The sequence below is a fragment of the Curtobacterium sp. NPDC090223 genome, from assembly GCF_044746585.1.
Lineage (GTDB): Bacteria > Actinomycetota > Actinomycetes > Actinomycetales > Microbacteriaceae > Curtobacterium.
The window spans coordinates 156,231-169,683 of sequence record NZ_JBIVCN010000006.1 but is presented as its reverse complement, the minus strand read 5'-3'; the positions used below and the strand labels follow the sequence as shown (position 1 = coordinate 169,683).

General features: G+C 64.0%; 15 protein-coding genes. 7 read left to right on the top strand and 8 right to left on the bottom strand.

Going from position 1 to position 13,453, the window contains the following annotated elements; translation table 11 throughout:
* Window positions 1–147: 147 nt before the first annotated feature.
* Both ACIPJY_RS15790 and ACIPJY_RS15785 read right to left on the bottom strand, forming a co-directional pair.
* Entirely contained in the window at window positions 148–1,164 is a 1,017-nt protein-coding gene (locus ACIPJY_RS15790) for a hypothetical protein (RefSeq protein ID WP_400465582.1), read from the bottom strand.
* A gap of 11 nt (window positions 1,165–1,175) precedes the next feature.
* Entirely contained in the window at window positions 1,176–1,403 is a 228-nt protein-coding gene (locus ACIPJY_RS15785) for a hypothetical protein (protein ID WP_400465580.1), read from the bottom strand.
* A 296-nt stretch (window positions 1,404–1,699) separates the two neighbouring features.
* Here ACIPJY_RS15785 and ACIPJY_RS15780 point away from each other — a divergent pair, with 296 nt between their 5' ends.
* Entirely contained in the window at window positions 1,700–3,043 is a 1,344-nt protein-coding gene (locus ACIPJY_RS15780; protein ID WP_400465578.1) for a PIN-like domain-containing protein, read from the top strand.
* An 801-nt stretch (window positions 3,044–3,844) separates the two neighbouring features.
* Window positions 3,845–5,200, top strand: a complete 1,356-nt coding sequence (locus tag ACIPJY_RS15775; protein ID WP_400465575.1) for a hypothetical protein — start codon at window positions 3,845–3,847, stop codon at window positions 5,198–5,200.
* 83 nt (window positions 5,201–5,283) lie between these two features.
* On the opposite strand, the gene ACIPJY_RS15770 is transcribed toward ACIPJY_RS15775, so the two are convergent.
* On the bottom strand, window positions 5,284–6,231 hold the full coding sequence (locus tag ACIPJY_RS15770; protein WP_400465572.1) for a hypothetical protein: 948 nt from the start codon (window positions 6,229–6,231) through the stop codon (window positions 5,284–5,286).
* Window positions 6,232–6,543: 312 nt separating this feature from the next.
* Here ACIPJY_RS15770 and ACIPJY_RS15765 point away from each other — a divergent pair, with 312 nt between their 5' ends.
* Together ACIPJY_RS15765 and ACIPJY_RS15760 are read left to right on the top strand one after the other, a co-directional pair.
* Window positions 6,544–6,783 (top strand): hypothetical protein, encoded by a 240-nt coding sequence (locus tag ACIPJY_RS15765; RefSeq protein ID WP_400465569.1) that lies wholly within the window; start codon window positions 6,544–6,546, stop codon window positions 6,781–6,783.
* A 3-nt stretch (window positions 6,784–6,786) separates the two neighbouring features.
* A complete protein-coding gene (locus ACIPJY_RS15760; RefSeq protein ID WP_400465566.1) occupies window positions 6,787–6,969 on the top strand; it encodes a hypothetical protein in 183 nt (60 codons plus the stop codon).
* A 103-nt stretch (window positions 6,970–7,072) separates the two neighbouring features.
* On the opposite strand, the gene ACIPJY_RS15755 is transcribed toward ACIPJY_RS15760, so the two are convergent.
* The 3 genes from ACIPJY_RS15755 to ychF all read right to left on the bottom strand — a co-directional run bounded on the left by ACIPJY_RS15755 (window position 7,073) and on the right by ychF (window position 10,203).
* A complete protein-coding gene (locus ACIPJY_RS15755; RefSeq protein WP_400465563.1) occupies window positions 7,073–8,065 on the bottom strand; it encodes a ParB N-terminal domain-containing protein in 993 nt (330 codons plus the stop codon).
* A gap of 78 nt (window positions 8,066–8,143) precedes the next feature.
* A complete protein-coding gene (locus tag ACIPJY_RS15750) occupies window positions 8,144–8,845 on the bottom strand; it encodes a hypothetical protein (RefSeq protein ID WP_400465560.1) in 702 nt (233 codons plus the stop codon).
* 284 nt (window positions 8,846–9,129) lie between these two features.
* Entirely contained in the window at window positions 9,130–10,203 is a 1,074-nt protein-coding gene (gene ychF / locus ACIPJY_RS15745; RefSeq protein ID WP_400465557.1) for a redox-regulated ATPase YchF, read from the bottom strand.
* 110 nt (window positions 10,204–10,313) lie between these two features.
* Here ychF and ACIPJY_RS15740 point away from each other — a divergent pair, with 110 nt between their 5' ends.
* Window positions 10,314–10,775 (top strand): hypothetical protein, encoded by a 462-nt coding sequence (locus tag ACIPJY_RS15740; RefSeq protein ID WP_400465554.1) that lies wholly within the window; start codon window positions 10,314–10,316, stop codon window positions 10,773–10,775.
* Window positions 10,776–10,910: 135 nt separating this feature from the next.
* Window positions 10,911–11,546 carry an exonuclease domain-containing protein gene (locus ACIPJY_RS15735; protein ID WP_400465551.1) on the top strand — a complete coding sequence of 212 codons (636 nt, stop codon included), beginning with the start codon at window positions 10,911–10,913 and terminating at the stop codon, window positions 11,544–11,546.
* 41 nt (window positions 11,547–11,587) lie between these two features.
* Here the strand turns inward: ACIPJY_RS15735 and ACIPJY_RS15730 are convergent, their stop codons facing one another.
* The gene (locus ACIPJY_RS15730) at window positions 11,588–11,935 is read right to left on the bottom strand and encodes a hypothetical protein (RefSeq protein ID WP_400465548.1); all 348 of its coding nucleotides are present in this window, start codon (window positions 11,933–11,935) and stop codon (window positions 11,588–11,590) included.
* A 221-nt stretch (window positions 11,936–12,156) separates the two neighbouring features.
* Between ACIPJY_RS15730 and ACIPJY_RS15725 the strand changes: the two genes are divergently transcribed.
* Window positions 12,157–12,915, top strand: a complete 759-nt coding sequence (locus ACIPJY_RS15725) for a GntR family transcriptional regulator (protein WP_400465545.1) — start codon at window positions 12,157–12,159, stop codon at window positions 12,913–12,915.
* Between the two features lie 6 nt (window positions 12,916–12,921).
* Here ACIPJY_RS15725 and ACIPJY_RS15720 read toward each other — a convergent pair whose 3' ends face one another.
* Window positions 12,922–13,329 carry a tautomerase family protein gene (locus tag ACIPJY_RS15720; protein ID WP_400465542.1) on the bottom strand — a complete coding sequence of 136 codons (408 nt, stop codon included), beginning with the start codon at window positions 13,327–13,329 and terminating at the stop codon, window positions 12,922–12,924.
* Between the last annotated feature and the right edge of the window lie 124 nt (window positions 13,330–13,453).

Sequence of the window (13,453 nt, the reverse complement as noted above, 5' to 3'; positions counted from 1 at the left end):
CGGCCGCACAGTCAGAAAGGCACCGCAAAAAGCGCGAACGCCGGAGACGCAGTTGGAAGAGAGTAACCTCTGCGTCTCCGGCGTATCTGTCACACAGGAGGTGAATGCCGGGACAGGTTCACGGCACTCGCGGTTCATATCGTAGGGTCAGCCCAATCCGAGCCTCCGGCGAATCTTCTTTCGCGAGCGTTGGTCATCGGCCAGTGCTCCAAACACATCAGCTAGGAAGCCCACGACCTCCGGGGCGGAGCTGTAGGCGGCGACGGCGGCCGGGATCTTGACGAGCCTCACCGGGTCCTTACCCGTGATGAGTTGGAAGCTCTTGCGCAGCGTCCAACCGCCGAATCGGAAGGAGAGCCGGAGTACCCGACCGGATTCATGCAGTGCCCGCTGGATCAGCGAGCGTCGAGCCTTGACGGGCTTCTGCTGCCACCGCTTCGCTGGCATGTAGACGAGCTGCCGGTAGCTCGGCATTTCCTGGAGCTGCTTCTGGAAGACACCATCTCGGTCCATTCGCTCGCAGGCATCCAGCTCCGCGGCATCCCGTAGGTCCTGGTAGCGGTGGCCCAGCTCGGTGTGGGCCCGGTCGCGGTAGAGCTTCGATCCGTCGTCGGTGCTCGTCGCAAGACCCTCGAGGGTGTCGGTGGCCGTCGCCGGGTTCTGCGCCACCACGAGCCGCACGGCAGGATCGGCGGAGTGGGCTAGCTGTGCAAGCACGCCCGGATCGTTGCTGGACTCGGCCAGGGCGAAGTCGGAGGCGGTGGTGTGACGCACCGTTGTCTGTGCTCGCTTCGGACCCTCGCCCCAGCCCAGGGACGGAAGCAAGGTCGGGCCGAGCCGTGATGTCACACCACCGCTGTCCTCGGTGAGCTGAGCGATGGTGTCACGCCACCGCCGAGCCTCGGTCGGGGTGAGTTTGGAGCCGTCCTCCCGGAAGGTCTGACGCTGCTTGTCGGTACCGACCGAGAACGCGCCGCCGACGATGGGGCTGACAATCTGAAGCTGGCTGTGGCCGTTGGTGGACACCTCGGCTCCTCCCGCCCGGGCGAGGCCGGCTAGAGAGGTGTGCGCGTCACCGTACTCACACTGCTGCTGAGCCACGCAGCGGGCATAGCGTCCGAGCTTAGGTGAGTAGTGGAGGTTGCTGTTGGTTGCTGTTGGCATGGTCCTGCTCCTCACCTGAAGTCGAAGAAGGGTTCGCCGGTCCGCAGGCACTCCCGGAGCTGGGGCAGATCAGCCTTGGTGAACACGGGAGCGAGCGAACCGTAGGCGTCGTCCCGACGCTCCCGGAGCTTGGCTGCCTCCTCCACGGTCGTCACATGGACTCCGAGCGTGCAGTTCGATGGGTGTGCGCACACCTCTGGATGCTTTGCCGAAATGGGCAGGTGGTAAAAGGGCATCATGACCTCCTCAGTCGGGGAGGTATATCGATAGCGTCGGCGCAGTTACGCCAGAACCGTAGAAGGTCGAGAAGTCGCTGAGCTGTCTGCTCATCCTCGAAGCGGTACTGGCCCTGAGCGCAGTAGCTACAGTCGCCCCAGCACGGATCAGGGCGCGGCCAACCGATGTCCACATGGAACCCAACCCGTTCCCCGAGTAGTGGCGTGTCATTCATCGTTCACCACCTCCGACACCAACTATCGAGAGCGGTACTGCCGAGCCGCTAGGATGAGTAACGCTCAGCGGTGGAGGGACGACCATGCGAGATGTGTTCAGGGCGTACTACGCGCCAGCCGGTCAGGAACTTGATGCTCTCTGGACGGAGGGCATCATCGTGCTGGACACCAACACCCTGCTGAACTTCTTCCGGTACACGCCGAGCACTCGCGATGAGTTTTTAAGCGTGCTCGAAAGCCTTCAGGATTCGCTCTGGATTCCTCACCAGGTCGGCCTAGAGTTTCAGCGCCGCAGGCTTGAAGTGATCAGCAACACCGCCGATGCCTTCTCGAAGATCAAGGCTTCTGTTGACTCGGCGAAAAACACCGTCAACAACAAGCTTAACGAGTACAAGCATCACCCGTCGCTCAACCGCAACGAGCTGACGAAGGAGCTGGACACGCTCTTCGAGCGTTTCTCCGCGCAAGTTGACGCCCAGGCGGAACAACACGAGGTGTGGATTGCGGGCGATGGCGATCCCGAGAAGACTTTCTTCCGCATCAGCGACCTCTACTCCCAACGGGTCGGGCAGGGGTTCACCCGCGAGGAGTTGGATGCGATCGAGGAAGACGGCAAACGGCGCTACGAGGATAAGGTGCCGCCAGGATACAAAGACGCCAACAAGACAAACGGCAACGAGTACGGGGATCTCATCATCTGGAAGGAGATCCTGCGACTTGGTGAGACCATGAAGAAGCCAGTGATCTTCGTCACGGATGACGCGAAGGAGGACTGGTGGCTCATCGAGCGAGGGAAGACTCAAGGACCACGGCCCGAACTCATCGATGAGTACTGGGCGGAGGCAGAGCAGCGCATTCACCTCTACGAGCCGCTTCAGTTCCTGAAGCATGCAAAGGACCGCACGCAGCTCCCCGTCAGTGACGACTCCCTCGACGAGGTGAAGGAAGTGTCGGACGGCAAGGAGCGTGCCCTCCGAATACTTCACGACCGCCACCATCAGCTGGAAAGGCAGCGTGATCACCTCCAGGCGACACTAGAGCAACTTGAGGGCGAGCGATTCCGCGAGGACGATCAGCTGCTGGGACTTCCAGACCTCGTCACTATCCGGCAATCTGAGCAACTTCTGGAAGGGCGAAGGAACAGTCTCGCAAGCCCGATGGATACGCTTCCCCTGCCACCCGGGGCCCTTGACGATCCCGAAGCGCGAGAAGAATACATCCGGAATCGCCACGACAGAATGGCTCGGCTGGCGGAGCTCGATCAACAGCTGGTGTCGTTGCGTCGGCAGCGAAAGGCTTTGGAGAACCGGGCTAGCCACAGTCAGGCTGGGGCTGACTCTCGAAGCAGCATGACGGCGCGGCGTATGCAGTCCGTGGAGGAAGAGCTGCGAGAAGTTACTCTCGCCCTGAATGAACTAGAGAACTAGTCCATTCACCATCGGCGCAGTTAGGAATCTAGGAGAGCTGTTCTCCTGCTGACGCTTGGCTCGATGCTGACAACGGCTGTTGACCCCAGGCTCAAAACTGCTCTCCTACAGCCGCAGGCTAAAAAAACCACCGACTCACCATCGCCGCGGCCGCCGCTCCCGCTTCCCCGGCCTTGAAGCTCAGATTCCTGTTAGTTGGTCTCATCGTTTGGAGATCCAGTAGGGGCATTGAGTGAAGGTGTTGGCTCCTTGGAGACAGCTTTCAGCACTCCATGTGCTGTGGACATGGAACTGCCCTCCGCAGTTGGGAACGAGCGGAGCGCGTAGTGAAGGTGTGCGCACACCTCCGTAGACCACTGGGCGGGTTCGCAGTGGAGAGGAGTGAAGTCTGCTGGTGCAGCCTTCGGCGGGGTCTCGGAGTGGCAACGGCCCGAGGGCAGGTTGGAAGGGTGCCAACATCCTTCCAGCGGGATAGCGAAGAGCGCTTGCGGCCTTCGCTGGGAAGCACCGCTTCCCACAGACTGCCCACGGCAGGCTGCAGCTCGCAGCGGAGCTGCGATTCGACGAGCGCAGCTCGGCGCTTTGCTTCTCCCCCCCCCCTGGAGGGCAGCGGAGCTGACCTCCTCATCCGCCACGAGGAGGGCGAGTGGGTGCAAATACCTGCTTGCGTTCTTTGTTTGCAGCCACATTTGCAGTTGGTTTGCGGTCATTGCGATATGAGCGTTTGCAGTTCGTTCCTACTTCGTGACTTCTCTTGAGTAGGCGTTCTGTGACCGCAAAGGACCACAAGGAGCAGCCAAGATGACCACCACAAGCGTCCCAGACTTCCTCTCAGACGAAGACTACGAAAGCCCTGCAACAGCCGCCGCAGACCCGTCTCCTGTCGCCTTAGAACAGCCCGTAGCGCAGCAGCAGCCACAGGCAAGTACGACCATCGGCGCAGTTAGGAAGGCGGAAGAAGTCGATGAGCCAGCCGAAATCAACCCCGTGCTGAACGGTGATGATGAAGAGTTCGATGGCGAATCGACCGCTTCGGCATACGATCAGACACCCGCCAACGGCCAGCCTATGACCGGAAGGGAGTGGAAGGAGCGTGTGGCAGCAGGCGAAGTCAACGGCTGGGAGCATCCAAACCGGGGCAAGGACCGCAACAGCCCAACCAAGAAGAAGGGTTCAACCTACCGCCGTAAGCGGCTCACCGAGAAGGATTTCCTCGTGCTCGGTTTCCTCCAGCTCTTCGAGTTCATCACCACGAAGCAGGTTGGGGTACTGCGCAACCTGTCCGAGCCAAGCGCCCGTCGGCTCATGCTCGGACTCCAGGAGTTCGGCGTAATCGGACAGGAGAAGATCGAGTTCGGACCTCAGCTCTGGTACCTCACCGGCAAGGGTCACAGCTACTTGAGGACGGCCATGGAGGTGCCAGTGACGGCTCAGCCCCTCCACCGGAGCGGTCAGTTCGACCTGTCGAAGATTCGGCCCAACCTCCTCGCCAGCCAGGTTGCCGCGCAGCTCATGGCTGGAACGGACACCATCCGCAAGCATGTGAGCGTCCCCCTCAGTGCCGGACTCGATCTTCTTCCCTTCTTGATTCCCGAGCGCTACATGCGTGCGAGCTTCAACAGTGCGCTTCAGCCGCAGGGCACGAGGAGCAAGTTCAGCGATGGTCGAGAGCGAGGAAAAGCCATCCAGTCACTGTGGCAGGACATCGAAAGGAACAGACCCGAGGGCCAGTCGGTGGACGCTCTACTCCTTCAGCACCCCGAACTTTGGATGATCGTAGGCAAGCTCATCTACACCGGACCGAGCGAAGCGAAGTACCAGCACCCTGCCGATCTTGCTCTCAATCTCACCCCGATCGGTCTGCCTTCCATCGCCGTCGAGATTGAGTTGAGCATGAAAACGCCTGACGAAATGAGGCGGATCGTCGCAACCTACTTCCGTCGCGAAAGCCCTACGCCCATCGGCATGGTTATCTACCTGACCAATCAAAAGGCCATCGCGAAGCGAGTCATGGAGACCGCTCAGGAATACTACGACGAGATGGAACAGCAGACGGGCAAGCCGGAGAAGGATCGGAAGCAGCAGCCGCTGTTCAGAACAGCACTGCTCACAGACGCCGAGGGCAAGCTGTTCTCGGGGAATGTCTGGGATCTCTGAGAGCAAACGATCTGCACACATCCCCAGGTGTGCGCACACCAACGGCGGCGAGGGCCTACCATCCTCGCCGCCGTTCGACCATGCTAGGGGAACTTCAGGCCGAGGTCGACGCTGATCCAGCGACCGACCTCACGCTTGATCGACGCATCGATGTCGAAGATGTCGAACTCCTTGTAGAGCCGGTGCACCACATCCGAGGGAACCCGGGGCAGCCGCCTCTCCTTCAGGAGGAGCGTCCGCTTGCCTCGGCCCATGAGGTAGCCCAGCTCTAGGGAGACATTGGGGTTGAAGTCGCGCTGCTCGACATCCTCGAACACGGCGATACCGTAGGCACAGCCAGTGAGGTACACCTCGATGTTGGACCACAGCTCACCCGTGTAATCCCGGTCGTCTGCTCGAACGGCAGTCATGCCAACTTCAGCCAGAGCGTCCTTGATCGACTGGTAGATCTGGTTCATCTGCACGGTGTTGGCAAATCGCATCATCACGAAGACATTGCGGTCGCGGTCTGGGTGGTCCTCGAGGAAGCGACGGAGGTCGTTCTCGAGGTGTCGGACATGGCTAATGTCGCCGAGCTTGCCGAGGGTGGTCATGGTCTCTACTTCCTGCGCGTGCTCCGCTGCTGCTAGTTGAACCGCCATGCCACGCATGGCGCTCGTCGGTAGGGGCAGCGACGCGACGGCGGCAACCGGCCAACCCTGCCTGTTCTGGAGAAGATCCACCATCGCTGACAGGGGGTACTTCTCGCCTGGACGGTCAAGCCAGAGAACCTGTGGGATGGCGCTCGTGGCGCTTATGCCGACCATGATCTGCGAGCTGTCCCGCACCGCCATGAAGGAGAACGGCCGGAAGAACGGAGACGCGTGCGGCGGTAGACCGCGCGAAGCCAGCTCAGTCCTCACTGCGTCGCCAAACTCGTCCACTACCGCCTTGGCCGCTTGTTGCTCAGCCTCCGACAACTGGCTTCCACCCGCAAATGCGCCGGGCCAGTCCAACCCCATAATGTTCCTTCCGCTGCTGAGCAGTTCCAATCACATTGTAGCGCCGACCACCGACACCACCATCTTTCTGCTGAAATCCCCACTTCGCGCATCGTCATCCAGGAACACCCCTCGCAGCCCAAGATTGCCCGGACGAGGCGAAAGCACGATCCAGAGACACGATGCCATCGGGGCTGTGGGCTGCGCGCTTAGGAGGCGGTTTCAGCACCGGCCCCAACGGTCGAAAGGAATGCCTTGGAGCGGTGGAGCGGGATTGGACACGCCGAAGGAGTTGACAGTAGGACTAGTCCAACGATGATTGCCGCCAACACCACTTCCCAACCACTTCGAAAGGCAATCATCATGGCGAACACGACCCAGACCCAGCCCACCGCTACCAAGGCCGACGAGTTCGACCGCAAGGAGGTCACTCGCATGTTCGCTCGGCTGAAGCACGAGGTCGGTGGCCTCGTGGACGACGCCGGCCGCAGCCGGCCCTTCTACGCCAAGAGCAAGGAGGAGGCGATCGCGAAGCGTGACTCGGCCATCAAGGTGCTCTCCGAGCTGGCCGACCGCATCGACACCCTGAAGAAGCAGGACTGACCTGTGGCGACCTTCGACGCCGTCGAGGCTGAGCAGCATGTGGCCCCTCAGCAGCTGGAAGCTTTCAAGAAGGCTCCGGCTGATGCCGAGGCCGAGGGCAAGGGCAAGGGCAAGGGCAAGGAGGTCTACTCCGTCTTCATCAGCAACGGTGTGCCGATCCTCTACTCCATACGAGACAAGGCGTAGACCGCCCTAAAGACCGCAACGCCCCTGGGACCCGAACCCGGGGGCGTTGCTTGTTTCCCAGGAAGCCCCGATGTCATCTCTCGGGGCTTCCTTTCGTCGGTCCTTACTGTCCCAGCCGATCCATGAGCCGAGACATCTCGGTCGCAATCGCGGCGTCGTCGCTGGAATCGTAGAATGCCTCGGCCTCCTCCCGGGTGTAGCTGCTGGCCTGAGTAGCGAAGGCGACGAAGGAGAATCGGGGCACGCGGGTAGGTCGCGCCGGAGTCTCGCCGCTCTGTGCCGCGCGAATGTCCTCGATGTTCTCCCGCTGCTTGCGAACCAGGTAGTTGACCTCCGCGTCGATGCTGAACTGGGACAGACCCGTCTCATCGTCCGTTTGCAGTTCCATACCCGTTGCAGCGGCCAGTGCCTTTCCGGTGGCGACGGCGGACTCCTCATCCGTCAGGTGCTTACGAAGCTTCTCCTTGAACTTCCCGTCGGCGTCAGGGTGACCCTCGGTGACCATCTCAATCCGAGTGTCCAGGATCTGCTCGCGGAGCGCTTCGATGTAGAGGAGCTGCGCGGGATCGTAGTGGTACTTCTGGCCGAGGTTCTTCACCAGAAGATCGGTGAGCGTCTCCATCGTCGCGCTGGAAGCTGTCAGCGTGGTCGGGATGACCTCGACAAACCACCCGACGATCCGAGCCAGTTCCCGAAGCGACCCCGACTCATCGACTGCCGGGACACCGAGGGAATGGTCGACGCCCAAACCTCCGTCGAGACTTTTGAGGATGGTCGCCGTTGCCGGGTAATCCCACTTATCCCACTCAATGATCCGACCCGCGAGCATGTGAAAGAGGTCGGTTGTGCCGCTTCGCTTCGAGACACCGTTGCTGATGATGACTGGAACAGATTCCAGCTTCCACTTCTTCGCCAGCTCATACCTATACTGGCCGTCTACAATCCTGTACTGAGCGTCGAGGGTAAGCGGCTGTACCCAGCCAAACCGTTGAATCGACTCGGACAGCACTCGCTCAGTCTCGTTCGTTCGCAGCCGAGTGCGGTGCTCACGCGGAATGATCTGTGAGAGCGGGAAGTCCTGCTGGAAGTGCATCATGGACTTATTGATCGATGGCATGTTCCCCCTGACAGAGAACTCCCCCGGTCATCGATGATGGCCGGGGGAGAACTGGTCTTAGTCGTCGTTCTTCTTACGACCGAGGTAGAAGTTGTCTGCCAGTTCGGCCACCGGCGTCTTCGACTCGCCGGGCTTCGGCTTCGGCTTCGGACGGTCGTCGTGGACAACCTGCGCCCACTGGGTGATTGCTTCCTTGGATAGCATCACGGGCGGTTCGCACTTGGTGGCTCGCTTGGCGAGAGCGTTGATCTGGTTGGTGTTGAGGTCGTACTGACCGACGAACGCCCTGACCCCAGCGGGCGAGGTCGCACGGTCCTCGAACGCCTTGATGATGACCGCGGAGTTGGCGGCTCGACGCTTCTGCTCGTCGTCCTCCCAGTTGCGATGACGGGCAACCGCCTCGGCAACCTCGCGCTCACCGGCACGCTCCTCGACATCCGTCTTGGATGCGAGGCGGACATCGACGCCGTGCTGGAGCTGGATCACCTTGTGCAACGCCAGGAAGTAGGCGCTGGGATTGCCTTCCAGATTCCAGTTCTTGAGGTGGCGGTCGAGGCCGACTGTCAGAACCTCTGCCGCTTCACCATCCTCAGACCGAGTGGTGACGATGTAGCTCAACGCAGCCGGGTCGTCGACCTGGCTGACGACCTCGACGGCGTTGGTGGCGCCTGCCGGAATCTTGTCCTCGTCGTAGAGGTTCGAAACCTCTACCTCATCGGCTGTGAGCATCTGGTTCGGAGCAACAGCAAGATCCGTCATGGACTCCCCCTTCGTAAAGCTGTGGATCACTCACGAGCCTGGCAGAGAGGACACACAGGGAACAACCCGCCCGTCTGGGGGCCATGGCTGCGCCGTAGGAGCGATTTCGCGTCGGGGCCGACAGTATGTTCGCCCGGGGCAGATCGTGCCTCAGACGGGCAGCTATGGTCTCGATCGCGGAGGCGATCAGCCTCCGTGCGATTGACACAAAATCGACACAGGGGACGATTTTTGAGTCAAATCTGTGTCAGATTTCGCGGCTCGATGCGCACCAGATCAACGATCTAGTTATTAAATCGAAACTCCACCACGTCGCCGTCCTGCATGACGTAGTCCTTGCCCTCGATGCGGGCCTTGCCGTGCGCACGCGCCTCGGCGATCGAGCCCGCTTCCATCAGGTCCTCGAAGGAGATGACCTCGGCCTTGATGAAGCCCTTCTCGAAGTCGGTGTGGATGACGCCGGCAGCCTGGGGAGCCTTCCAGCCCTTGCCGATCGTCCACGCACGCGCTTCCTTCGGCCCGGCTGTCAGGTAGGTCTGCAGCCCGAGGGTGTCGAACCCGATGCGCGCGAGCTGGTCGAGCCCGGACTCGGTCTGCCCGGTCGACTCCAGCAGTTCGGCGGCGTCCTCCGGGTCGAGGTCGATCAGCTCGGACTCGATCTTGGCGTCCAGGAACACGGCCTGCGCCGGGGCGACGAGCGCGGACAGCTCGGCCTTGCGGGCTTCGTCGGTGAGGATCGCCTCGTCGACGTTGAAGACGAAGATGAACGGCTTCGCGCTGAGGAGGCCGAGCTCCGCGATGGGCGACAGGTCGATCGTCGTGGCGGAGAGCAGCGTGCCCTGCTCGAGCTCGGCACGGGCCTCGCGGGCGGTCTCGAGCACGATCGGCTCGGCCTGCTTCAGCTTCACGGTCTTCTCGTACCGCGGGAGTGCCTTGTCGATGGTCTCGATGTCCGCGAGGATCAGCTCGGTGTTGATGACCTCGAGGTCGTCGGAGGGCGAGACCTTGTTCGCCACGTGCACGACGTCGTCGTCGGCGAACCCGCGGACGACCTGCGCGATGGCGTCGGCTTCGCGGATGTTCGCGAGGAACTTGTTGCCGAGGCCCTCGCCCTCGCTCGCACCCTTGACGATGCCCGCGATGTCGACGAACGACACCGGCGCCGGCACGGTCTTCTCCGAGTTGAAGAGGGTCGCGAGCTGGTCGAGCCGGGAGTCGGGCAGGTTCACCACGCCGGCGTTCGGCTCGATGGTGGCGAACGGGTAGTTCGCCGCCAGGACCTGGTTCTTGGTGAGGGCGTTGAACAGGGTCGACTTGCCGACGTTCGGGAGACCGACGATTCCGATGGTGAGAGCCACGGGAGTAGAGCCTAACGGTGGCGGCGTCCGGAAGCCGACCCGAGCCTCCAGGCCGTCCGCACGGAACGCGACCGACAACCGGGCCGGACCCGACGTGGCAGCCTGGCTGCATGTGGTTCGAACGCGATCAGCTCGGTGTGCACTCGATGGGGCACGACGCACGGGGCCAGCGGCGGTACTTCACGCCGGAGACCATCGAGGCGCTCGGTGCGGTGCCGCCGCGCGAACTCGAGGAGCTGCACGACGTGCTCGCGCAGCTCGAGGCCGACGTGCTCGTCGAGTACGACCCCGAGGACGACGCGATCGACCAGGCCGACGAGGACCGGCACCGACTGGTGACGCTCCCCGTGGAGTTCGCGTTCCCGTCGACCACCTCCGACTTCGCCACGGCGTTCACCGCGCACGTCGAGGGCGTCCCGCTCCGCTGGCGTCTCGATGTCGCTGCCGTCGCCTTCGAGCTCGTCGGCACCCTGCTCGACCCGTACTGGGCCGAGCAGCGCACCCGTCGAGCGGCCACGTGGCGCGCCACCGCGCGACGCCGGCGCGGCTCCCGGCGCGCCCGTCGCCGCTGAGGCGCCGCCCGCCACCGCTGCGGCACCGCCCGGCGCGCCCGGCGCTGAGGCGCCGCCCACCGCCGCTGCGGCACCGCCTGGCGCAACGCCGCCCCGGGTTCCGGCGATGTCGGCGCCCCGTGCGACGATCGATCCGTGCCGTTGAACTTCACCGCGATCGACTTCGAGACCGCGAACAGCTCGCCCGCCAGTGCGTGCTCGGTCGGACTCGTCAAGGTCCGGGCCGGCAAGGTCGTCGACCGGGCGTCGTGGTTCATCCGACCGCCGTTCGGGCACGACGCCTTCCTCGAGTGGAACACCCGGATCCACGGCATCGTCGCCGAGGACGTCGTCCGCGCGAAGACCTGGGAGCAGCAGTACCCCGACCTGGTCGCGTTCGCCGAGGGTGACGTGCTCGTGGCGCACAACGCCCGCTTCGACATGGGCGTCATCGCGGGGGGCTGCTCGGCGACGGGCATCGAACTCTCCGAGCACCACTCGATGTGCTCGCTGCAGGTGGCGCGGCGGACCTACACGCTCGACTCCTACCGGCTGCCGGTCGCCGCGATGGCCGCCGGCTTCGAGGGCTTCCAGCACCACGATGCGGCGGCTGACGCCGAAGCGTGCGCGGCGATCGTGATCCACGCCGCCGGCCGGCACGCAGCGGACACGGTCGAAGCGCTCGGTGCAGCGACCCGGGTGACGATCAACCCCGTGCGGATCCGCGCCGAGAAGCCGAAGGCGGCGAACCAGCCCCGGCTCTCGAACCGCCCGATGATCTTCGCGGACTGAGCGGACTGAACGGACTGAACGGACTGAGCCGACTTCGGGATCTACGCGGAGCGCAGCCGACGTCGCGCTTCGTCGGCGTAGAGCACCGTACCGTCGGCGCTGACGAACAGCGCGAAGTAGCCGTCGACGAGCCGACTCGCCGCTGCCGCGCCGTCGATCGGCTCCCAGCCGGACGACTCGAGCGAGACGAGCGGCGCCCCGGCATCGACGACCGCAGCCTCGGGGTCGTCCACGGGCACCATCCGCTCGGCGTGCCACCAGCCGCCCCGTCCGAGCCGGTCGATCGCCTTCCGGTAGGCACCGCGTCGCAGCAGTGCGTCGATGCGCTCCCGGTCCGGTGCCGCGACCACCGCCAGCAGGCGCGCGGCCGGGGTGTCCTGGTCGTCCATCCTGCGGTTCTACCACCCAGTCCCCGTGCCCGGCAGGTCCTCGACGGGGACTCCGAGCGGGGGCTCGCCGAGCTGACGGCGACCGTCGGAGGCTGACGGAGCGGGCCCCGGTGGTATTGTCACGACAATCCCGCGCGACATCGACGCCGAGACCCACAGGGACCGACACCGGGACCGACGCCGGCGACGATGCCACGCCCCGCACTCCCCGAAGGACCCGGATGACCAACGAAGGCCAGCTGCCGTCCGACCTGTTCATGGACCTGGACCGGTCGGGTCCGATGCCCCTGTACTTCCAGGTCGCCTCACGCATCGAGGAGTCGATCCGCTCCGGCGCGATGCCCCCCGGCGCCCGGCTCGAGAACGAGATCGCCCTCGGTGAGCGGCTCGGGCTGTCCCGCCCGACGATCCGCCGTGCGATCCAGGACCTCGTCGACAAGGGCCTGCTCGTCCGCCGCCGCGGCATCGGCACCCAGGTCGTCCACGGCCCCGTCACGCGCAAGGTCGAGCTCACGAGCCTCTACGACGACCTGGCACAGGGTGCGCAGAAGCCCGCGACGACGCTCCTCGAACGGAACGACGTGCCCGCCTCGGACGTGGTGGCCGAGGCCCTCAGCGTCGAGCCCGGGACGACGGTCGCGCACATCCGCCGTGTTCGGTTCGCCGAGGACGTGCCGATGGCCATCCTCGAGAACTACCTGCCCCCGGAGTTCCTCGACATCACCGACGCCGACCTGCAGGCGCACGGCCTCTACCAGCTCCTGCGCTCCCGCGGCGTCACGATGCGCGTCGCGAAGCAGCGGATCGGTGCACGGGCGGTCACCGACGACGAGGCCGGCCTGCTGGAGATCGAGGACGGCGACCCCGTCCTGACGATGAGCCGTACCGCGTACGACGCCTCGGGCCGTGCGGTCGAGTACGGCGTGCACTGCTACCGGCCCGACCGCTACTCGTTCGAGGTCACGCTCGTCGACAAGTGAGCCGGCTCACGCCGGTGCGGGCACCCCGAGCTCGCCGGTGACGTACTGCGCCCGCCCGAACCCGAACGACCAGTCCTGCGGTCCGTTCTCGACGTAGCCGATGAAGACGTCCTCGGATGCGACGCCGACCGCTGCGAGCGCGTCGTGGATCGCCGTGTAGAGGGTGGTCTTCGCCTGGTCGGTCCTGCCGCGCTGCGTGAAGACCTGGATCATCACGACGCCGTCGGTCCGTTCGAAGCCGAGCCCGGCGTCTTCGGCGATGATCTGCTGCGCCGGGTGCTCGGTGATGATCTGGAAGCGGTCGCGCACGGGGATCCCGTAGACGTCGACGATGGCCGCGTGGATCGCGTCGGCGATCGCGCGCACGGTCTCCGGGCTGCGCCCGGTGGCGAGGTCGATACGGACGAGCGGCATGGTGCCTCCTGCAGTTCGGGACTTTGTCCTTACAAACTAACATGGATAGGGTCGCGACACCACGACGGCCTGGAGGCTCGGTGCCAGCTGGCACCGAGCCTCCAGGCCGGTGTGGTGTCGCGTC

What these genes read in the sequence shown, in the direction of transcription:
- ACIPJY_RS15790 (WP_400465582.1), bottom strand. Translation starts at nt 1,164, where the DNA reads ATGCCAACAGCAACCAACAGCAACCTCCACTACTCACCTAAGCTCGGA.
- ACIPJY_RS15785 (WP_400465580.1), bottom strand. Translation starts at nt 1,403, where the DNA reads ATGATGCCCTTTTACCACCTGCCCATTTCGGCAAAGCATCCAGAGGTG.
- ACIPJY_RS15780 (WP_400465578.1), top strand. Translation starts at nt 1,700, where the DNA reads ATGCGAGATGTGTTCAGGGCGTACTACGCGCCAGCCGGTCAGGAACTT.
- ACIPJY_RS15775 (WP_400465575.1), top strand. Translation starts at nt 3,845, where the DNA reads ATGACCACCACAAGCGTCCCAGACTTCCTCTCAGACGAAGACTACGAA.
- ACIPJY_RS15765 (WP_400465569.1), top strand. Translation starts at nt 6,544, where the DNA reads ATGGCGAACACGACCCAGACCCAGCCCACCGCTACCAAGGCCGACGAG.
- ACIPJY_RS15755 (WP_400465563.1), bottom strand. Translation starts at nt 8,065, where the DNA reads ATGATGCACTTCCAGCAGGACTTCCCGCTCTCACAGATCATTCCGCGT.
- ACIPJY_RS15750 (WP_400465560.1), bottom strand. Translation starts at nt 8,845, where the DNA reads ATGACGGATCTTGCTGTTGCTCCGAACCAGATGCTCACAGCCGATGAG.
- ACIPJY_RS15740 (WP_400465554.1), top strand. Translation starts at nt 10,314, where the DNA reads ATGTGGTTCGAACGCGATCAGCTCGGTGTGCACTCGATGGGGCACGAC.
- ACIPJY_RS15730 (WP_400465548.1), bottom strand. Translation starts at nt 11,935, where the DNA reads ATGGACGACCAGGACACCCCGGCCGCGCGCCTGCTGGCGGTGGTCGCG.
- ACIPJY_RS15725 (WP_400465545.1), top strand. Translation starts at nt 12,157, where the DNA reads ATGACCAACGAAGGCCAGCTGCCGTCCGACCTGTTCATGGACCTGGAC.
- ACIPJY_RS15720 (WP_400465542.1), bottom strand. Translation starts at nt 13,329, where the DNA reads ATGCCGCTCGTCCGTATCGACCTCGCCACCGGGCGCAGCCCGGAGACC.